At 64.7% G+C, this 20551-nt stretch carries 16 protein-coding genes and 1 pseudogene; 12 read left to right on the forward strand and 5 right to left on the reverse strand.

Features of this window, described 5'->3' with window-relative positions; genetic code table 11:
- Positions 1-17: 17 nt before the first annotated feature.
- Together drmB and drmC are read left to right on the forward strand one after the other, a co-directional pair.
- Positions 18-1871, forward strand: a complete 1854-nt coding sequence (gene drmB, locus Acor_RS36765) for a DUF1998 domain-containing protein (RefSeq protein WP_170317266.1) — start codon at positions 18-20, stop codon at positions 1869-1871.
- Positions 1868-2713: a DISARM system phospholipase D-like protein DrmC gene (drmC, locus tag Acor_RS36770; RefSeq protein ID WP_155341398.1), complete on the forward strand. Its 846-nt coding sequence runs from the start codon at positions 1868-1870 to the stop codon at positions 2711-2713. Before drmB ends, drmC begins: the two co-directional genes overlap by 4 nt.
- 236 nt (positions 2714-2949) lie before the next feature.
- Here the strand turns inward: drmC and Acor_RS36775 are convergent, their stop codons facing one another.
- The 3 genes and pseudogenes from Acor_RS36775 to Acor_RS46540 form a co-directional block, all read right to left on the reverse strand.
- Positions 2950-3954 (reverse strand): hypothetical protein, encoded by a 1005-nt coding sequence (locus Acor_RS36775; RefSeq protein WP_155341399.1) that lies wholly within the window; start codon positions 3952-3954, stop codon positions 2950-2952.
- A 404-nt stretch (positions 3955-4358) separates the two neighbouring features.
- A pseudogene (locus tag Acor_RS36780) lies at positions 4359-4733 on the reverse strand (NAD(P)-binding domain-containing protein); the annotation flags it as partial.
- A gap of 270 nt (positions 4734-5003) precedes the next feature.
- A complete protein-coding gene (locus Acor_RS46540; protein ID WP_422664860.1) occupies positions 5004-5285 on the reverse strand; it encodes a DUF2726 domain-containing protein in 282 nt (93 codons plus the stop codon).
- A 702-nt stretch (positions 5286-5987) separates the two neighbouring features.
- Between Acor_RS46540 and Acor_RS36785 the strand changes: the two genes are divergently transcribed.
- The 5 genes from Acor_RS36785 (at position 5988) to Acor_RS36805 (ending at position 10712) form a co-directional block, all read left to right on the forward strand.
- Positions 5988-6380, forward strand: a complete 393-nt coding sequence (locus Acor_RS36785) for a reverse transcriptase N-terminal domain-containing protein (protein WP_155341401.1) — start codon at positions 5988-5990, stop codon at positions 6378-6380.
- Positions 6381-6402: 22 nt separating this feature from the next.
- Positions 6403-6702, forward strand: coding sequence for a DUF5372 family protein (locus Acor_RS36790; protein ID WP_155341402.1), 300 nt, complete (start codon positions 6403-6405; stop codon positions 6700-6702).
- Positions 6703-6735: 33 nt separating this feature from the next.
- Positions 6736-7086, forward strand: coding sequence for a DUF6788 family protein (locus Acor_RS36795; protein WP_155341403.1), 351 nt, complete (start codon positions 6736-6738; stop codon positions 7084-7086).
- Positions 7087-7186: 100 nt separating this feature from the next.
- Complete coding sequence (locus tag Acor_RS36800; protein WP_155341404.1) at positions 7187-9487, forward strand: recombinase family protein; 2301 nt, start codon at positions 7187-7189, stop codon at positions 9485-9487.
- 109 nt (positions 9488-9596) lie between these two features.
- Positions 9597-10712 (forward strand): reverse transcriptase domain-containing protein, encoded by a 1116-nt coding sequence (locus tag Acor_RS36805; protein ID WP_218034715.1) that lies wholly within the window; start codon positions 9597-9599, stop codon positions 10710-10712.
- A 108-nt stretch (positions 10713-10820) separates the two neighbouring features.
- On the opposite strand, the gene Acor_RS36810 is transcribed toward Acor_RS36805, so the two are convergent.
- Positions 10821-11891: an AbiJ-related protein gene (locus Acor_RS36810; RefSeq protein WP_155341405.1), complete on the reverse strand. Its 1071-nt coding sequence runs from the start codon at positions 11889-11891 to the stop codon at positions 10821-10823.
- 142 nt (positions 11892-12033) lie between these two features.
- On the opposite strand from Acor_RS36810, the gene Acor_RS36815 reads away from it, so the two are divergent.
- From Acor_RS36815 to Acor_RS36825, 3 genes are all read left to right on the forward strand, one after another.
- Positions 12034-12555, forward strand: a complete 522-nt coding sequence (locus Acor_RS36815) for a hypothetical protein (RefSeq protein WP_155341406.1) — start codon at positions 12034-12036, stop codon at positions 12553-12555.
- A 168-nt stretch (positions 12556-12723) separates the two neighbouring features.
- Positions 12724-12882, forward strand: coding sequence for a hypothetical protein (locus tag Acor_RS36820; protein ID WP_155341407.1), 159 nt, complete (start codon positions 12724-12726; stop codon positions 12880-12882).
- A gap of 515 nt (positions 12883-13397) precedes the next feature.
- Positions 13398-14447 (forward strand): DUF4238 domain-containing protein, encoded by a 1050-nt coding sequence (locus Acor_RS36825; protein ID WP_155341408.1) that lies wholly within the window; start codon positions 13398-13400, stop codon positions 14445-14447.
- A gap of 158 nt (positions 14448-14605) precedes the next feature.
- Here the strand turns inward: Acor_RS36825 and Acor_RS36830 are convergent, their stop codons facing one another.
- Entirely contained in the window at positions 14606-14920 is a 315-nt protein-coding gene (locus Acor_RS36830) for a hypothetical protein (protein ID WP_155341409.1), read from the reverse strand.
- Positions 14921-15737: 817 nt separating this feature from the next.
- Here Acor_RS36830 and Acor_RS36835 point away from each other — a divergent pair.
- Positions 15738-19190 carry a pPIWI_RE module domain-containing protein gene (locus tag Acor_RS36835; protein ID WP_218034716.1) on the forward strand — a complete coding sequence of 1151 codons (3453 nt, stop codon included), beginning with the start codon at positions 15738-15740 and terminating at the stop codon, positions 19188-19190.
- A 711-nt stretch (positions 19191-19901) separates the two neighbouring features.
- The coding region (locus Acor_RS36840; RefSeq protein ID WP_422664859.1) for an endonuclease/exonuclease/phosphatase family protein at positions 19902-20551 on the forward strand (650 nt) is incomplete at its 3' end.

Genomic DNA, 20551 nt, shown 5'->3' on the forward strand with positions numbered 1-20551 from the left:
AGGACAGCTCACGGTCGGTGAACGACCTGCGGGTCGGGGAGCTGAGGCCCAGCCAGCTGCTGCACACCTACGGCGTCGGTGCGGTCGCGGATCTGCCGAACCTCTCAGTGATGATCCTCGGGCTGGACGAGTGGGCGCTGGAGAAGGCCGCGATCATCCCCGAGGAACGGCTGCTGGCGGCGGTGCGTAGCAAGCTTGGCTCCCAAGTGCAGAACCTGCGGATGCCGCCGTACGTACCGGAAGATTCCAACGATGCGAACGGGGCCTGGTCTCGGATCGGTGTGCCGGTCGCGGTCTTCCCTGGCTGGCTGCGTTGCACCGACAACCGGTGCAACCGGCTCGCCCCGGCAGGTTCCGGTCTCTTCCACCTGCTGCCCAGCAGTTACGCGCCTGACCAGACCCGCTATGTCCACTCCTGCCGCGACAGCGGCCGCAAGAGGCCAACTGCAGTGCCCGCCAGGTTCGTTTCAGCCTGCCCCGCTGGGCATGTGGACGATTTCCCTTGGTTGTACTTCGTCCACCGCGGAGCTCCGTACGGGCCGGGCCACACTCTGAAGCTGGTCGAGCGCGGCACTACCGGTGAGGCGGCGAACATCTTCGTCGAGTGCTCCTGTGAGGTGAATGCACGGTCAATGGCCGAGGCGATCGGTACCCGAAGCGAGCAAGTGCTCCCGGCCTGCCGGGGCCGTCACCCGCACCTAGGCACCTTCGAGTTGTGCTCCGAACAGACGCGGACCATGGCGCTGGGCGCGACGAACGGCTGGTTCGCGATGCAGCTGCGGGTCTTCTCCATCCCGCGCGCGGACGACCCAGTCGACAGTGCCGTGGCCGAACATTGGAACGGACTACGCGTCCTGGCGGAGCTCCCACCTGAAGTCGCGCGTATGGTCTTGCCGACCCAGGTGATGTGGCCACAACTTGAGCGCTTCGGTGTGGACCGGGTACTGCAGGCGGTTAAACGACGCCAGAACGCGCAGCAAACCCCCGTCTCCGAGGACTCCGACGCATTGGACATCGCCGGACCGGAGTGGGGAGCTTTCACCGGCGCCCCCCAGAACCACCCTGACTTCAGCGCCAGCGACGAACCTGTCCCGGCCGTGCACCGCGCCTGGCTGAGCGAGGTGCGCCTGGTCAAGCGGCTGCGTGAAGTGTCGGCCCTGTATGGGTTCAGTCGGATCGACGCGCCGGAATGGGGCTCGGCGACCAGCGGCGGCTCGGCCGAGGAGGAGAACCGTGCCCCCCTGTCCAGCACCGCACCGACCTGGGTGCCGTGCGCCGAGACCCGAGGGGAGGGTATCTTCCTGCGCTTCGACGACCAGAAAGTCGCCGCCTGGGAACAGGACCCGAACGTCATCCGGCGTACGAGAACCCTGATGGAAGCACACCGGAAATGGTGCGCCCAGCGCCGGATGGAAGCGGATTGGCCGGGTATCCGCTATGTACTGTTGCACACCTTCGCCCACGTAATGATCCGCGAGGTCGCCCTCGAATGCGGGTACGGAGCCTCCGGGATCGGAGAGCGGATCTACGCACGCGCCGGGAAGGATCCGATGGCCGGGATCCTGCTGTACACGGCAGCCCCCGACAGCGAGGGCACCCTCGGCGGCCTGGTCAGCCTCGGCGGACAGCACCGACTTGGCACCCTGATCGGCCAGGCACTCGAAGCCGCGCGATTATGCGGCTCAGACCCCCTGTGCGCCGACCACAACCCGATCGTCCACAGCCGTCTGCACGGCGCGGCCTGCCACGCCTGCCTGTTCGCCGCGGAAACCTCCTGCGAGCGCGGCAACCACTTCCTGGACCGCGAACTGCTCGTCGAAACGTTCAGCGGCCGGGCCGGCGGGTTCTTCACACAGTTCTCCACAACGTGACCGGCCTCGACATCCCCCAGACAGCTCCGCCCCTCTCCCACGTGCTGTCCGAGCTCGTCGCCAGCCTCCCGGAAACCCACCTCACCGCCTGGATCCGCGTCCTGCGCACTATCGCGACCCCCGACGAGCGGACCGAGGCCCGCCTCGCCACGGCGCACCCCGGCGCCGGAATCGGACCTCGCGCCAGCCTGTTGGTGACCTCATGGATGGCCACCAACGCACAGCTGCCAGGTTCAGCCGTCGCTCTCGCCCTCGAAGCCGCCAGCCATCGCTACGAGCAGGACCTCGCCTCCCACCATATCGAGATCGTCGTCTCCGGCCCGGTGAGCGACTCGGTCCCCATCAGACTGACCGCGTCCGTCGCCGTCAAGGTGATCCGGGCCGCGACCAGCAGGCTCCTGATCACGAGCTACGCCGCGTTCGGCATCCGGGAGATCGTCAGCGAGATCTGGGCAGCAGCGGAGCGGGGTGTCAGCGTAGACCTCATCCTGGAGACCGCCCGTTCTTCCGGCGGGAAGCTGGGAGGAGACAGCGACGGCCGTACCGCCTTCCACGACCTTCGCTTCCACCCGGACGTGCACTTGTGGCAATGGGCGAACGACCAGCGGCACGGCCCCGGAGGCCGACGTGGCAGCATGCACGCCAAGGTCATCGCCGCCGACCGGGCCATCGCTTTCCTCGGCAGTGCGAACCTCACTGACAACGCGTACACCGACAACCTGGAAATCGGCGCGATCATCCACGACCTCACAGCAGTCGCCAACCTCGTCGACCACTTCACAACCCTGATGCGCTCAGAGGACGGCCCTTTGACCCGACTGTCCTGGTCCCCACGCCCATAGCCATCGAGCTCCCAGATCCGCAAACCCATCAACGCTACGCCCTGCCGAAAACCTTATCCGCGCGGTTCAAGCGGCATGTAATACTCGTGCAGGACTCCGCCGGGCCACGGCCCCGGCATCTCGAAGTTTTGACCGAGTTTGATTGCTTGCGGGCGGCTGGCGCCCCCCCGTCAGTAATAACTGATCCAAGCCGCTTTGCGTTGAGGGCGTAGGCCGACCTCGCCGCCTCCAACGATTCAACTAGCGTCTGGTGACACCACCGTGATCTGCGGCATCGGCAAGCTCTGGAGAAACTGCAGCTTGGAGACCTCGGGGAAGCAGATGGGTCTCGGCTCCGCTGGCGGCTTCGGCTTCTTGTTGTCCGTTGCCTGCCACTTGATCGTTGTCGTCTGCTCCGTTGGGTCGGTTACACCTACCCAAACGGCCGGGCGCCCACCTATCGGAGCCTCGGCCGCGCCGTACTCTCTCCCGTCAAGTTTGGTGAGGACGAGCGGCACTTCGGTCTGAGCGATACGGAGGTTCCCCTCGATGATCAGCGTTTCCAGGAGAATTTGCTCACCGAGCTCCTCGTCGATGAGCTGGTAACCGAGGACCGCGAGGGGAACCCCCACGGTGAAACTGGTCACCTCCTCTTTGTCCGGGTACTCGTGGGCTGTCGTCTGAATATGGCGCACGACGTCAGGGTGGTTCAAAAGCTCTAGCGCCAGGAAAGCTATCGGGCCTTTGGCAAGTCCGTCCTTATCGAATACCGGCACGTTCAGTTCGGCCTCGCCGCAGATCCCCGTCCCGTCCGGCCTCCGAGCAAGTGCTGTGCAAGACGTCGGGTCGTACCCGATCGCTTCGACGTAGAACTTCGTGCTGACCGGCTTGCCATCCACCTCGATGGCTTCTGGCTTGAGCGCCCTGACCTTCGGTGCATGCTTCGCGATCTTCGCCAGCGCTGGTGCCGTGAAGCCGGCTTTCGAGACGATCAGAAGTTTGTCGGTCGGCAAGTCCTCGTGCTTCTGAATCAGCGATTCGACCAGAGGGAGAGCGAGGGGACGGGTACGTTCCGACACCTCGATGCCGATACGGATCGGCTCTCCGTCAAACTTTCCCTCTACGACGATGTCGACCTCTCGGTAGACACCCGCTGACTGGTCGTACAGTTCCTTGGACTCCGTGACGGTTGCCCCCGTATCTGCGTAAAGCTCTCGAAAGAGACGGACAACGACTTGAAAGGGCGTCGAGCGCTTTGGCATAGGTAGAAAGGATAACCCTCCGCTTGAACCTGCCGACAACTCGGCCAATACGAACAAATCCGACCTGACGGACATTAAAGATGAAGCACTTGCCCTACATGGCGGATCACCACCGGCGAGCTTGGTAACGCGCGTCTCGCCCGACGCCACGCAGCGAGTTGGACGCCGCAGCGCGCTGCCACTTGAGCCCGAGATACCCCAGCCGTGGGTGCGTTGTGAACACCCCAGGCCGCTGTCGGGGAACTCCGCGGTCGTCCAGCGCCCCGAGTTCTGCCAGGTACGGCAGGTCGGGCCGGTAGCCGATCGCAAGAAGGATCACTTCAACCCTCTCATGGCTCCCATCGGCCCAGACCACGGATCACGCCCTCCTCGTACAGGCCGGTGAACATCAGCCGCCGGTCCATTCACCCGTCTCGTAACGAGCCTCGATACCGCCCGCCGTCCAGGACCGGCGCCGTGGGCGCCCTCCCCGCACGGTCTACCGGCCACCAGTCGAACCCCGCCACGGTGAACCAGAAGTGCAGGTACCTTCCGAGCACTTCCTGATTGACGAACCGGATCGGCTTCCGCGTGGCTAGGGACACCCGCGCGACCCCTACGAGTTCGTCGGCGACCTGTACGGCGGAGTTTCCGCCGCCCACCACGACGACCCGTTTGCCCTGCAAGCCGTCCGGGTTCACGTACTCGGCAGCGTGTACGACTCGTCCGAAGTAGCCAGGCAGTGGAAGTCGTGATGGGTTGCCGAACGATCCGGTGGCGGCGATGAGCGGGGGCGCGGCGAGCGTCTCCCGCCATCGAGCTTCACCCGGAAACCGCCAGCCCCCGCTTCGACGGCGACCACCCGAGTGCGGGTGCGCCCGCCACCGAAGTGGCGGGGCGCGGCCTCACCGTACGCCCATTCTGGCGCGGGCTCCCGATGGAGACGTCCAGAACCTGGACGAAGTGGTCAAATCGCTACCTCCGCCACGGCGAAGCGACCCGGTCCTGATGGGGGCTCTGATGCCCGGCCAGCTATCCAGCGCCTCATTCGGCCGTCAACGACAGCTGGCTCAACGGGATGGGAAGAGTACTCGGACGAGGTCCTCACGGAGACGATCCTTCAGGGAAGCGGGGTCGTCGGTGTGCTGGTGAGCAAGGCGAATCGTCGGAATGCCACAGCGCTTCCAGTGCCGATCACGGTCTTCGTCATCCGCCTTGCGGGTGCGGGCGTAGTGGTGCGGGCCGTCGACTTCGATGAGGACGGCGCGGCCATTGCCGAGGATCGTGAGTGCGCCGTGAGGCGCAGTGATTCGAGTGGAGGTGAGAGACCTTCGCCGCCGATCCCGTCGCAGCGGGACGGTGGAGCTGAGGGCAGCCGTGCGACGTGAGGTCGCACGTTGTGAGTGATCACGTCATCTTGGAGGTCAGTCGATGAGGGTGTGATCCGGTCCAGTGTCCGTAGGACCGTCCCCGCTCTGGCGTGCGTCGCGGGTGACCGCGGGGTGCGGAGCCCAGGGTGAGAGCCGAAGCCGTTCCCGTTCCATCCGGGGATGGCGGGCGAGGGGAAGGCCGGACGGGTGAACGTGAGTGAATCTTCGTATGCTCCGTTATCAGCAGCTCCGCCGATGGGATGTTCCAGCGGGGTATAGGGCTGGCCGCTGGGAAGCGGCAGGCGCCGGTCAGAGAGGCTGCGCTGGCCGGGAGGGCACCGCCGCCCCGGAGTAAAGAAGGCACCCACCCCGGCCGTGTCTCACGCGTGTGGAACACGGGAACCCCGACAGAGTCCGGCCCGCCTGTATGGCGGGCGGTAGGCCGACCGTGAGGAGAGCGGAATCCTCTGGCGGGAACAGGATGCCCAACAAGCGAATGCCGGTGGGCGAAAGTCGACAGGAAACCAGGACAGCAGGGCGGGTCCTCCAGACCGCCCGTTCTGGATAACTGGCCGGATACCGGGCCTGGTGCTCGGGCTCCGAAAGGGGCGCTGACGTGGGCAGGTGAGCCTTTGAAGCGATGTAGTTCGATCCGCCGGAACCGAAGGGCAAGTTGGACACCTCATGGTGAACGGACCCCAGGACGTGGGCCTCGATTGGGAGGCCGTCGATTGGCGGCTGCACGAGGAGAACGTACGGCGGTTGAGGCAGCGGATCTTCAAGGCGGCGCAGGAGCAGGACTGGCCCAAGGTCAGGAATCTGCAGAAGCTGATGCTGCGGAGTTGGAGCAACACGCTGGTGAGCGTGCGGCGGGCGACGCAGCGCAATGCTGGCCGCAAGACGGCTGGGGTTGATGGGCAGGTCGCGTTGACCTCCCCGGCCAGGGCGGAGTTGGCGGTGCGGGTGCATCGGGATGCTTCGTCGTGGCGGCCTCGGCCGGTCAAGCGGGTGTATATACCCAAGGCGGGTAACCGTGTGAAGCTTCGGCCGCTCGGGATTCCGACGGAGACGGCATAGTGCCGGACCGTCCAATGATCCTTTGGGTTTCGTCATCGTCACCCATCCGTTCCATCCGCTGAAGGGGCAGCGGCTGGACATCCTCTACGTCAAGCGCCGCGGGGCTGATGTGGTGTTCGTCTGCTCGGGCGGGGTGTCGGGGCAGATCACGCTCCCGGCGGGGTGGACCGACCGGGGCGAGCCGCCGCAGCAGCGCCGGTTGTCGGCCGAGCATCTGGCCGCGCTGAACACGCTGGTCCGGGCACTGGGGCCAGAGCGGCTGTCGGGCGAGGCGCTGTCGGCACTGGACGTGCTGGCCCGCGGCACTGTCGAAGGTCGTTGACGGTGATGCCTGATACCGGCACACTCTTGTGTGATGAGAGAGCACAAGAACGATCTGGCGGGGATGTCGACCGCAGCGCTGCTGGCGCGGCGTCGCACCCTGGCCGGGCGGCTCGGCGATGTGGAGCAGACGCTGGCCGGGTCGTTGGTGGAGCAGACGCGCCGGTGCGGGAAGGCCGGGTGCCGCTGCGCCGACGGCGAAGGGCACGGCCCGTACTCCTATTTCAGCCCGAAGGTCGCCGGGCGCGGCCGGATGAAGTACGTCCCGGCCGTGCTGGTCGAGGTGGTGCGCCGCTACCTGGGCCGGCACGAGGAGATCGAGGCCGTGCTGGCGGAGATCTCGGCGATCAACGCCGAGCTGTTGGCCCGGCGGGAGTTGATCTGATCCATGACCGGTCCCGTCGTCCTCGCAGGCCTCGCGCGGGCCGAGGCGGTGACGGTGCTGGCCAACATGACGGCGGCGGCGCTGAAAGGTGGCGACGCCGGTGAACGGCGAGCACAAGATCACGAGTGGGCATCGGGGCCGGCTGGCGATCGTCTACCTGCGCCAGAGCTCGATGGCGCAGGTCCGCCAGCACACCGAGTCGACGATGCGCCAGTACGGCCTGGCCGAGGAGGCCGTCCGGCTGGGCTGGGCGGACGGCGACATCATGGTGATCGACACCGATCTGGGCGTCTCGGGCCGGTGGGGCGTGGCCCGGGAAGGGTTCACCGAACTGGTGAGGCGGGTCTGCACGGGCGAGGTCGGGGCGATCTTCGGGATCGAGATCTCCCGACTGGCCCGCTCCAACGCCGAGGTGGCCCGGCTGACGGAGTTCGCGAAAATCACCGGGACGCTGCTGATCGACGCCGACGGCGTCTACGACCCCGCCGATGTCAACGACCGGATGCTGCTCGGCCTGAAGAGCACCATGGGAGAGGTGGAACTGCATGTGATGGCCGGGCGGCTGCTGGAGGCCAAACGTGCCGCTGCCGCCCGCGGCGACCTACGGACCCCGCTGCCGGTCGGGTTCGTCCACGACGACCTCGGCGACATCATGATCGACCCCGACGAGCAGGTCCAGGCCGCGATCCGTGACGTGCTGTCCGGGTTCAGCTCGTGCGGGTCGGCTTACGGGGTGGTCGCGCTGTTCGCCGGCCGCAGGTTCCCGTTGCGCGCCTATGGCGGGGCGTGGGCCGGGCGGCTGCGCTGGGGCAGGCTCACCCACGCCCGCGTCGTCGGCATTTTGAAGAACCCGTGTTACGCCGGCGCCTACGTGCACGGCCGGTACGCCTCCCGCCGCACCCTCGACCCGGATGGGACGGTGCACACCGCAACGTGGGAGCGGCCCCGCGACCAGTGGCCGGTCCTGCTCAAAGACCACCACGAGGGCTATATCAGCTGGGCGGATTTCCTGGCCAACGAGGCGAAGCTGGCCGCCAACCGGACCAACGCCGGAGCTCGGCCACCGCGTGAGGGCTGCGCGCTGTGTCAGGGGATCATCATGTGTGGCAGCTGCGGCAAGCCGATGCGCACCAACTACCACACCGATCAGCGGCCGTCCTATGAGTGCAGCTCGCGGGCGGATCGGCTGACCACGCCGACCTGCCGGTCGGTCGCCGCCTCCTATGTGGACGACGCGGTCGCCGCCGCCCTGCTGGCCGCGCTCACCCCCGAGCAGGTCGCGCTCGCGTTGTCGGCCGCCGACCAGGTCACCGACCGCCACGCCAGGCTCAGCCGGGCTACGGAGCTCGCGGTCGAGCGGGCCCGTTATGAGGCGGACCGGGCCGAGCGCGCCTACCACGAATGCGAACCGGAGAACCGACTGGTCGCCCGCACTCTGGAGAGCCGGTGGGAGGACAAGCTGACCGCCCTTGCCGAGGCCGAGGCAGCGCTGCGGACCGCGACCGAGGCGCTGCCCGTGCTGCCCACCCGTGCCGATCTGGAGCAACTCGCCACCGACCTGCCCGCGTTGTGGGACGCGCCCACCACCAGCGGCAAAGACCGAAAACGGCTGGTACGCACGCTGATCTGCGATGTCACCCTGCTCCCCGAGCCCGACCGCGGCAAGGTGCGGATCGGGATCCGCTGGCACACCGGGGCAGCCGACGAGCTCACCGTCGCCCGGCCCGTCCACCCCGGCACCGCCAGACGCAGCTCACCGGCGGCCGTTGAGCTGGTGCGGCGGCTCGGGCCGACCACCGGCAACGCCGACCTGGCCGCCGCGTTGAACGCCGCCGGACTGCACACCGGCGACGGGCGCCCGTTCGACATCGACGCCGTCCAATGGATTCGCCACGTGCACAAGATCCGGACGCCGTCCCCCTACGCCGACGGGGAGATCTCCGTCGGCGACGTCGCCGGCAAGCTCGGCTGCAGTACCGGAGCTGTCTACGACTGGATCAAGAAAGGCTTTCTGTGTGCTCGCCGTGGTGGCGGCAACCGGTTCTGCATCGCCTGGGACGAGCGCGTCGAGGCCGACTGCCGGATCCTGATCGAGCAGTCCGCGCACCTCAACCCCGATCCGGCCGCTCGCCGCCGGAAGAATCCCGCTCCGGCGTCCGCCACGATCACTTCCGCCGACAGCGAGATCAGCGTGACTGAGGCCGCCACCCGGCTGGGCTGCAGCATCGGCGTCGTCTACTACTGGATCGAATCCGGCCACCTCGGCGCCCGCCGAGGACCGGGCAACCGGCTCCACATCGGCTGGAATACCCAGGTCGAGACGGCCTGCCGCACCCGGATCGACCAATCCGGGCATCTCAACCCGCAGGCCCGGCGAAGTAGGCCACGGCAACGGCGTTGAACAACGACATCCAGAATGTCGGTGCTCTCGGGCACCATGTCATCCATCGGCACGAGCCAAGGCCTGACCAGCACGAATCGACCACATCGGCAAACATCCCGACACGCGATTGCAGGAGGGGCAGTATGAATCACCCGTCCCTCGCATCGCGGACCGGGTCGTTCAGGCGGCGCTGAAACTGGTGCTGGAGCCCATCTTCGAGGCCGGCTTTGAGCCGGTCTCCTACGGGTTTCGGCCCCGGCGGCGGCCACACGACGCGATCGCTGAGATACACCACTTCGGCACCCGAGGTTACCGCTGGGTGCTGGATGCGGACATCGAGGCGGCCTTTGACAACCTGTCACACTCCTTCGCGATGGATCGGGTGCGGGCACGCGTCAAGGACAAGCGAGTGCTGGCGCTGGTCAAGGCGTTCCTCAAGGCCGGGGTGCTGACCGAAGCCGGTGAGTACCGAGACAGCCATACCGGCACGCCACAAGGGGGCATCCTCAGCCCGTTGATCTTTAACATCGCGCTGTCCGCGCTCGATGAGCACGTGATGGCACCGTGGAAGAACGATGGGCCGATGTCCACCTCGGGCAAACGCGCTTACCGTCGCTCCAAGGGTCGGCCGACGTGGCGGATCATCCGCTACGCCGACGACTTCGTGATCTTGGTGCATGGTTCGCGGGAGGACACCCAAGCGTTACGCGAAGACGTCGCCCAGGTACTGGCCCCGATGGGACTGCGGCTCTCACCAGCCAAAACCCAGGTGGTTCACATGAGCGACGGGTTCGACTTCCTTGGTTTCCGCATCCGGTGGAAACGCAAGAGAGGCACGAACAAGTGGTACGTCTACACCTTCATCGCCGACCGGCCCGTCCGGACGCTGAGGGCGAAGATCCGTGTCCTGACACACAAGACATCGCAGTGGGACCTCGCCTCGATTCTGACCCGGTTGGGCCAGATCATGCGGGGCTGGGCCAACTATTTCAAACACGCGGTGGCCAAGAACACCTTCAGCAAGCTGGACGATTTCACCTTCTGGAGACTCGCCCACCTGCTGAGGGCACGCCACCGCTGGAACTGGGGACAACTCCGCCGCCATCTGACCGCCGCCACCGGGCGGTGGCGCATAGCAGCGGGCGGGATCGAGTTCTTCCGGATCGAGAAGGTGACGGTCTCCCGTTACACCTATCGGGGCAACAAGATCCCATCCCCTTGGCCCACCACGAACCCCGCCTGACGGCAGACACCGTGGAGAGCCCGTTACCGAGAGATCGGTACGGCGGGTTCGGCGAGCGGTCCGGGGAAACGGGCTGGTGGCAACACCAATACCGCGCCCCGGGCCGACTCAACAGTCGGGGCTGCGCACGCCCGCGTCACGTAGCTTGGCGGAAGCAAGCGGAAGAATGGCAAATGAGTTCTGCGGCTGGCTGTCCCGCTGAATGTCGCAGAGGACCTGGTAGACGACGAGTTCTGCGCGGCTCGCGAAGACCAGGTCATCCGATGTCGGGTATCTCTCGCCAGCCGCTCTCTCGCGTCGCGCCTGGTTGGTCGCAGCGGGCGTGGCGGATGTCCGCCGCCAGCTCGGTGGCACGGCAGGAAGCGGAAGAAGCGCGGGCTCCACCACCAGGGACAGGGCATCTCCACGGTCATGCCGCTTCAGCACCGAACCCAGGTGTTGCCAGATCGCTTCGGTCACCGTCGAGGTGAATTCAGGGATGAGTGCGGGGTCGACGGTAAGGACGGCCTCGTAGCTGGCGTCCGTCCAGTTGTCGCCGGGGATTGGGTGGAAGTAGCCGCCGTCAGGGCGCAAGGAGAGAGTCGCGCTGCGAAGCAATTCGGCCGCGAGTCCGTGCCCGACGGCGTCGAGAAGATGGTGCGCTTGGCCGAGGACGAGGTCGAGTTTGGTGGAGTCGTCATCTCGAATCGGCAGGGGGATCACGGGACCCGGGGCCCTGCCTGTCGCGACCGGGGCGTAGATCGGCCGACCAGACAAGAAGTCATGAGCCCGCAGGACCCAGCCATCCGGATCGAGAAGTTTGTTCAGTTCATCGACCTGCCGCGCAGCTCGGTCGACATCAGGTTGGGCCTCGGGGTGAACCACTCGCGCCAGGAACGCGAGGAGGATCTCGTCGGGGCCGTCGAGAAGCTGGAACCGGGGGTCCTCCAAGATCCAGTCGTCATCCCAGTCGAGGTTGTTGACCCGATGCTGGATGATGTCGCGGCGAGCGGTCGCATATCGGGAGTCACTGGACGGCAACGCGTCCAGGTCGTAGAGACCATCGAGGAAGTCGGTCTCGTCGAGGCGCCCCCACCACCCGTCATCCAGGCCACGCAGGTAGTCGAAGACGTCACGTCGGGTTACTCGTGTGATCTTCGATTGGTGGTCACGAGCGAGCGGAGTGGAGGGCTGTGCCATGCACCCAGAATGGACTGGTATCCACCCGTTCGCCGAGCTTTCTCCTCGACCGCGCCGCCGACCGGCCCGCCGATGGCGGCAGGGACAGCGGTGCCAAGCCCTTCGACATCCCGTCCAGACCGAGCCCACAGAGCGAAGAACCTTGAGCCAACAACCACCCGAATTCCCTGCTGCCTTCACCTTTCCCTTCAGCTTCGGGAAAGGCGGGCAAGGCGCCTTCGGCCTCAACGTGCTACACAACCTCACTGATGGCATGGACGCATTTTTTAGTGATCCTCAGCAGGGCTGGCACCGGACTCATGCCGTCGGTCCAGCCGTCCTGGGCTGCGTCCCCTGGTTCGACGACGACCAGCTCCTCGACCGGATCGACCAGTTTCAGGCGTCATGCATCCTGATCACCAAGCCGGATGCCGCGACCCAGCGGCGGGACTCGTTCGATCGCCTCAAGGAGCGCGCCACGACCGGCCCGGGGTTTCCGGCCGAGGCGTTCTATCAGCTGGAGGAGCTGGCGTCTCGATACGACGGGCCGCCCGAACCCATCCACCCCGCATCCCAGATGCACACTGTTCACCTTCAGACATTCCGGTCGCTCGGCTTCCGCAAAGCCGGCCGGACGCCGGTGCCGCTCATCCACGCCAAAATGTTCCTTATCGGCCGTGTCTGATACCACGACGAAGGTCCCCTCGGCGAGGTCGCCGACGTAACAGGATTCACCCCCACGCGGCTGTGGCTCGGTAGCGCCAATGCCACGCGGAGCTCCCGCAAGAGCCTGGAATACGGGCTCTGGCTCGACGATCCCAAGCTGCTCGACGCCGCAAAAGCCTTCCTGCTCATGCTCATCCGTCACTCCGAAGCTCTCGATACAGCCGACGACCAGTTCCACCCCGAGTTCGTCGAACGGGATTGGGATGACGACGCGTTTTACGACTACTACCGCGACGCCTACGAGACCTTCCTCGACGCAATGCCGACCGAGCCATACGACACGTAGACAGCGATCACGATGGAGCAGGGGCCGCCACTTTCAGAGATCAACCTCCGAATCGGCGGTTCCGATATCCGAGGGCTCGCATCTGACACGGACAGCCACGACTGGGATGGCCGAGAGAGGCGGTTCACGCCTGTGTTACCGGGGAAGCAGATCGACCTTGTCGTGCAGATGGAGTATGAGGGGCCTTCGCGGTTCGAACTCGAGCTGACCTTGGAATGCACCGAAGAAGGCGGTCATGCACGAAGCTGGACCATCCGCCGCATGATCACCGCTAGCGAGACATCCCAATCAGACTCTGGGCTGCTGCCATCGTGGGCCCGTCGTCCCAGATGAGGGTTGGGGCTTACCGGGCGCGACAACGCAAGGACGTCCCGGATCGCCGGGCTGACCACGAAGCCCTCGGCAAATAGGCCCAGACGTCTCACTGATACCTCCACACCCCCTAACCGGGAATCCGGCCAGTCCGCCGTAGCACTCGCTGGTTTCGCTAAGCAGGCTCGGCACGAGGGTCCGTGATGGCCTTCGAAATTCGCATGACCGCTGAAGCCAGCATCGGAAGAATAGGCTTGGTGGAGATCCCTTCGGCGGGGACGCCTAAAGACCATCCGGTCCTGGGTCGAGCAGCCTCGGACAGGTCTGCGTACGTCAAGAAGCAGCATCTGGTGTCCAAGGTGCTCTTGAAGCGTTTCACGGCTCCGGACGCGAAGAGCGGAGACATGAAGCTCGCCAGCTTCGATCTCGATCACCCTGGCGCACGAACACAGTTGAAGGCTCCGACAGAGGTCGGTTACAGGACGGATTTCGTACCCGTCGACTCAAGGTCACTTGAGGACCTCTGGGGTGAAACAGAACGGATGGTTCCGGCGGTCCTCGCGGACATCGATCGCGGTGAGCCATTTGCTCTGCCTGGGAACGCTGATGTGCTCCGGAACCTGATTGCCATACATCTGGTGCGTTCGCACCACTACAAGGCCGTCCATGAGTCTTCGTACCTCCGGACGCGGCAGGCGCTGCGGGCTAACATGTTGGGGCCGCGCCGAGAACTCGTTCAGGCTGAGGCGCTTCGCCGGATGGGCTTGTACCTGCATGGCTCAGCGCTCGAGGTGTTCTTGGACGGCGTGCTGAACGAGTCTGCCCCCGCCCGAGGCTTTGTCAGCGGTCAGCTCCTACGAACCAGTATCGAAGAGATGTTCCGCAAGATCAGGAACTTCATCTCAGAGTGGGAGCCTGAGCTGCTCATTGCCGAGAATGGGCAGTTCATCATGGGAGACAGTCCTGCCATAACGCTCCGATGGCCGTCGGGACATCCGAATCTCAACGAGCCGGTGCAGTTCAATGTAGCGATCGGCGATGCCCACGCGGTGGTGCTCCCTATTGGCCCCAAGCATCTTGTCGCACTTGGTCCCGAACGTGCAGCTGTCACGGTCGAGCGACACGTGGTCGAGCGACTCAACCTTTACCAGGTCGTGGTGGCGCAACGGCATGTATTCTTCCGGCCAGACGCGGGGACAGAGGAGTTCATAAGAGAGATCTGTACAAGTAGAACGCCTGCAACATCTCCATGACTTACGCGGAGCCCAGACGGGCGACCCAGAGGCTCCGAAATCCCTCACTCGCGACAGTCCTAGCATGAACCGTCGTGGAGGGCGTGACGGCCCTGGTTAAACGTTCAGCCAACGTGCTACCCGGACCCTGCATCTGCCGAAAATTCCATCCGTGCAGTTCAAGCGCCATGCGAGTACTCGTGAAGGACTCCGCCGACCCGGTCTCGTCGGTGGATGGTCAAGCTCGCGATTCGCTCGGGCCCGGCCGTCATTGACGCCTTGGTTCCGTCGGCGATCCCCGGGCCGGTCCACTCGACCGCGTTCCCCTTCACCACACTGCGCCAACCGCCCGGCTGGCCGGCCGACAGCACTGAAGACCCGGCCGGCATCCGGACGACAAGCGCCTCGGTCGGCGCGCCCTCGCATCCGAGGTCGAAGGAGAAGGTGAGCGTGACCGACCCGTCCCCGTTGTGCTGCGCGGACTCCAGTAGCACGTGAGCCAGCGCCGGGCCGACCGATAGCAGTACCAGCGCGGCCGCGTTCCATGATCGCGTTCATCCGCGGCATCCGGATACTGGTAAGCACGGTCTGGATGCCAGCATCGGCGAGGATCTCGTCGATGGGCGCCGGAAACACCACGCCACCGGCGACCCCCGACCCGTCACCGGGCTGGACACGAAGGTGATTCACCTATAGAGCCGCTCATGCCTCAGGCATAGGAGCACGACTACCCCATCCATCATCAGACCGTAACAATACGACTACAAGCTGTCAGTATTTGGAACTGTCTATTAACTAAGACGGAAGTGAGAGAACTGTCGCGGGCTCAGCAGGGCACGCGTTGAAGAACCCTACGTCTGCCGAAATATCCATGCAGTTCCTGGTTCCCTAGCCGGGGACCTCGCACCAGCGTGTTACGCTTCTACCGGCCATATGCGGTGGCCTTGTCGTTTTGGAACTCCCGGATTGACGTTCCAAGCAGGGCGGCTGAAGGGTTTGCAACTCTCGCAGCGCAAGGCAGCAATGATCCTCTGGCACCTAACAGATCTCGATTACCGCTAGCCGGGTGGCGGAACGGGAGATGATTGTGCCCTCTGTCGATCTTGCCACTATGCCTAGTGTCGTGGTTCGCCCACTTGTTATCGCAATCGCCCACCTTCCAATCCTGATTGTGGCGTTCTGCGCCATCCCGGTGTGGACAGCGGCGGTCTTGCGACCGAAGACGCATGGTGAACTGGCTTTGCGGCTGTTGAGAGAGCTCCGCACCTGGAGCCGCGACGTGATCGGCGCGGTGTACGGAGCCCAGCCCCGATGAGCCGAGACAACCGAAAGAACGACGTACGCCGGAGGATCCACTACACGGGCGAGGCATACCAGCAGGCCCACGGCGAGATCACGGACCTCGGTAAGGAACGTCCATTGATCCCTGACGCGCAGCATCCTGCACAGCAGCGAGTGGAGTCGGCTGTGTTACACCGACTGCTGGCGGGCGCGCGAGCGCAATGGTCGGCCGATGTCCGACCGATGTGGCCACTGTTCGTCGAGGCCGCGTGCCCGTCGACAACAGGGCTGCGCGTGGTTGTGCCCGTTCGTGATGTAGCAGCCTTCGGCGCAGCACTGGCCATGCGGCGGACCGCCGACGTCATCCGACCGCCAGCCGACAAAATCATGGTCCGCAGCACGGACGGCGTCACGCGTCTAACCGCCGCAGGCGACGCATCGGCTGTGGTCGATCTGGAGTGCTCGTGGAAGAAACTGTGTAGTGCGGTCGAGGCGGACCCGCACGTCTCGGCACCTTCTCCCCTCAGCCTGCGCTTTGATGCTCACCCTGCACTTCAACTACCGCCTGACACTCGCGCGGCCCTAAGCGGCCTACTGCGCAGGATTGCGCTGTTCGTCAAGCCCGATGCACTCGACTGGTTGTTCATCTGCTACGAGTGGGCACTACGTGGACGCAAGGGGGCAATACCTCGGCTACCCGACAGCCTGGTCGCTGACTTGACCGACAAGAACTTCGGCCTGCATCACACACAGCTTCATGCCCTAGGCATCGACCGTCTGAGCTGGTCGAGGGGTGGCAAACGCGGTTCCGAAGACGGCGAAAGCAGGTCGCTTACATACGCTGAGCGACGCGACCTAAGCACTGCACGAGCACTGGCCACGCCGGCCGTGAGAGCATCTGGTTTAGGGACCATACCTACTGGCGGACCAAGCGCTTATCAGGAAGGGCGACTGCGTGAAAGCGCACGCCGCTATAACGAACTCGCCGTCACCGTCATGCGTCTCGACCCTGAATACCCGATCAAGCGCGAGTTCTTCGCTATGCGTTTCCCTGAGCGGTGGATGGAACCGCTGCGCTCGCTGGAGGCAGCCAGCCGCAGCGGCGAGTTCGCGTACATAGCCACACTGAATGACGTCATCACCGCTGCGGTCCCTGACTGCGTGGTGACACGGCCCTACGCTGCCTACGACATCGACCAGAACTGGCTACTCGCCCACCACCCGGTAAACCCAGACGTGATCTTCCACCTGATCACGGCATGGGTGCGTGCACAGAAGGCCACCCCGGAGCAGATCCAATGGACGCTGTCACAGCTCAGCCCTGCCGACCTCAACTGGTCATCGGTCAGCATCAGCCCGAATTTGCCCTTCTCGCAACTCGCCCGCCTAATTCCGATGGAGGTGGCGGCCACGCTGTCGCGTCCCGATGCCCAGGGGCCTTTCAACAACCTGCGCTTCGTGCGCTGCCCGACGAACAATGGCGCAGAACTCATGTCTTGGCCGCCGGAAGGGATCGAGAACCGTGAGCCGTTCTCTGTAACGATTGGAATCTCGACGCATACGGTGCCGTTTAGCAGCGAACTGCTAGTTCACCTATCCTTCGGAGTCCGCCGGTGGATGCCGTCGCGCGGGAACCTGACGATCGACCGGAGCTATCCTGCTTACTTCGCGCCCACCCATCGCTCTCTGAGCGAACTCCCCTCCTCACCTCATCTCGGCACCGCCAAGATCGAGCTCGTTCGGGTACGGCAGGAGGGCGGACGCACCGCCTGGATGCCAGGGTGGCAGAAGGCCATGGCCAGCGTGCTCGACCAAGCCGGCTATCTCAGCCAGCTGCCAGATCCGAGGCAGCTCGTCGCCGAACCGTCGGAATTGCTGAGCCGCAGAGACGCGGCGGCAATGGTTTATCGCAGGGGGATGCTTCCCTGGGTGAAGGTCAGCGAAGGCCTGCCGATCGCTGACCGAGCTCCGCTGATGTCCTGGGTCATCGGCGAACTCACCCCACACCTGCGACCCGCCGAGCCGCTGCCTCGGGAGAAGTGCACGATCTACAAAGGTCTCGCCACCGCCGCCAAGGGTGTCATCGCGTCGGACGCCCTCCGGGCTGTGATCGGCCCACGACTGACCGTCGAACTGCTCACCGAGTCCGAGCTGACCACCCAGTACGCCCTTGACTGCCTTGGAGAGCGGCTCGGCGTGGAGTTCCCGCGTGCCGACGAGCTCGGCGAGGCGGAGACTCTCCTAGATCTTGGGTCGGTGTCGATCGGTGTGCGGCGCATGACCACCCCGAGCGAATACGTCGACTTCAGAGGAGACAGGCGGCGGCCCCAGGCTGCGGTTAAGGCACGAGTTGACCTCATCACGGCTCCGCTCGGCCAGGCCACGCATCCAACGATCACCCTGGTAGAGATCTTGGACTCCGACCGATACGTGGGCGAAACCGACAATGCCGACCTTAAGTTTGCACTCCAGTACAGATTGATGTGCACCGGTCGGCTTAGCCAGTTCGTCACCACGGTGGTTGAAGCGCAGAGCCCTCTCCGCCTGGGCCACGACCGAGAATCCCCCGATCCCAGCCATGCTCGATTTTCTGGCGCCATCGATGATCTGTTCCGGCAACTCGGCGTGCGGCCAGTAGCCCTGCCTCTGCCAGCCGCCAACACGCTGCCCCGCCGCCCCACCCTGCTGGGAATCTGGATGATCCGTCAGAACAACCGCAGGGGTAGGAGTGCCCGGCAACAATTGCCCGTCGCCGTGCTCTCCGATCCCACCGGCCAGCGGGTGCTGGTGCGCACGCCCGAGATCGCCTGGCAGCCGCTGCACGTGGGGTTGCTCGAAATCGGCCGAGAACACGGCACCACAGAACGCAAGTACAAGCCGAAGGACACCACACGGTTCATCAGGGAAGTCATCTACGACGTCATCGCAGACTACCCTGACACGCTGCTGCTAACGCATGCACAGAACCTGCGAAGGGAGTGGGCATTCCTGACGAACAGCCATCTCGACATGGATATGGTGGAGTTCGACAGCGACTCACGGCAGCCAATCGCAACCTTGCCCGGCCTGCGGCACGTCCGAGTGCGCACAGCAGAGTTCGGGGAGACACCCGAGTGCTACGGAATCAACGGTGACGGCGTCGGGCAGCCTACGGGTCTTTGGCGATACCTAGAGCCGCGGCTCTTCGGCAGCACGGCCGGCAAGCCAGCCACGCACGCGAACGCGTCGATGAACGTCTCTAAAATCGAGCCAGGCATGCGCACCGGCAAGACGATTAGGCTCAACCCAAAGGCCGAGGTGTGGAACGAGCAGTTCGTCGAACTGCTCGTTGCGGGGGTCCAGGACGGTGACCGCCCTGAGCACTGGGCAGCGCTGGCACACAACCTCCGGAACGCAACGCCGTACTCCCACTGGACGACCATGTTGCCCTGGCCGCTAAACCTCGCTAAACAGATTGAGAAATATATATCTTTTCCGGCATGAAAGGACGTCTTGGCGCTGTGCGTGCCGGAAGCTCTATCCATGCAGTTCAAGTGGTATGCGTGCTCCATCCGGTGACGGCCAGGATGTACTGACGCTGTCCGTTGGGCGTGACGGTCTCGAAACCAGTGACGCGCGGCGAGAATCTTGGCATCCACTGGCCTCTGGTGGCCAAGGATCTGCGGGACACCCAGTATCAGCCAACCGATACGCCGGAACTGGGCCTGCAGCGGTGAGTGTCAACGACTGTTGACGGCGGGGAATGGTCTCTCAGCGACTCCGGCGAGACGGCACCGGATTCTGTCGGTCCACCGCGTTACTCTTCCGGACGTGAGTTACGCCTCCTCCGATGAGGACCACGCGGTACAAACTTGTCCATGGCCTGACGACTGGGACGAGATCACCTTGCGGATGCTCGCTGCAGGTCTAGTGGCACTGGACAAATTGGCCGAACCGGGACGTACGCTGCCGGTTCCGTGAGCCAGCGCGGCATCTCCCTGCGGAGCCCATCCCCGAATTGGCGGATCGGCTTGAGGACCTGCTTTGCAGAGTCACCTGAGCACCGTCCAACTCCGGGCTACCGTCCCCGCAGGCACAAATAGTGCAAATCTGGCTTCTTAGCCGCCCTCCTATAGTCGCGATTGCATACGGCGCGCCACAACGGAATGATTGTCACGGAACGTGCAGCCAGCAGAACCATGCGTAGGTGGAGCAATGGCAACGACGTACTACGTGGCATGGTGGAACCTAGAAAACGTCTTCGACGAAGAAAACTCCCCGCGCCGCACCGAAAAAGTAGCGCGAGTCATCCAAAACGACATCGCCGGGTGGACGCCACAGCTTCGCGACCGCAAGATAGCCCAGCTCGCCTCGGTGATCGTCCACATGAACGACGATGCAGGACCTGACCTGCTCGGTGTCTGCGAAGTGGAGAACCAGTTCGTGCTGGAGTTGCTGGCCGGCGCCGTTCGTGAACGACTACCCGGCCGCCAATACGCGATCGTGCACGCCGACACCAGCGACGCCCGCGGAATCGACGTAGCCTTCCTCTACGATCCCACCCTGCTGCGCGTACCAAATGACCAGGTGTTCTTCCACGTGGTCATGCGACGCAACGCCACCCGGGAGATCGTGCAGGTCAACTTCCGCACCCAGCGCAACCGCACATGGACGGTGTTCGGCAATCACTGGCCCTCCCGCAGCGGAGGCGCGTCCGAATCGTCGGGATACCGGCACATCGCCGGCGAAACGCTGGCCTTCTTCCACCAGCGGGCGCTTGAAGAGCAGGGTGCGGATCCTTTCCAGGGAGCTTCTGAGCTGGTGGTTCGGGGCTGGTGGGGTTGTCTCGTGTCTTCTACCGTTTC

Origin of the sequence: Acrocarpospora corrugata (genome assembly GCF_009687845.1) — a bacterium.
Taxonomy (GTDB): Bacteria; Actinomycetota; Actinomycetes; order Streptosporangiales; family Streptosporangiaceae; genus Acrocarpospora; species Acrocarpospora corrugata.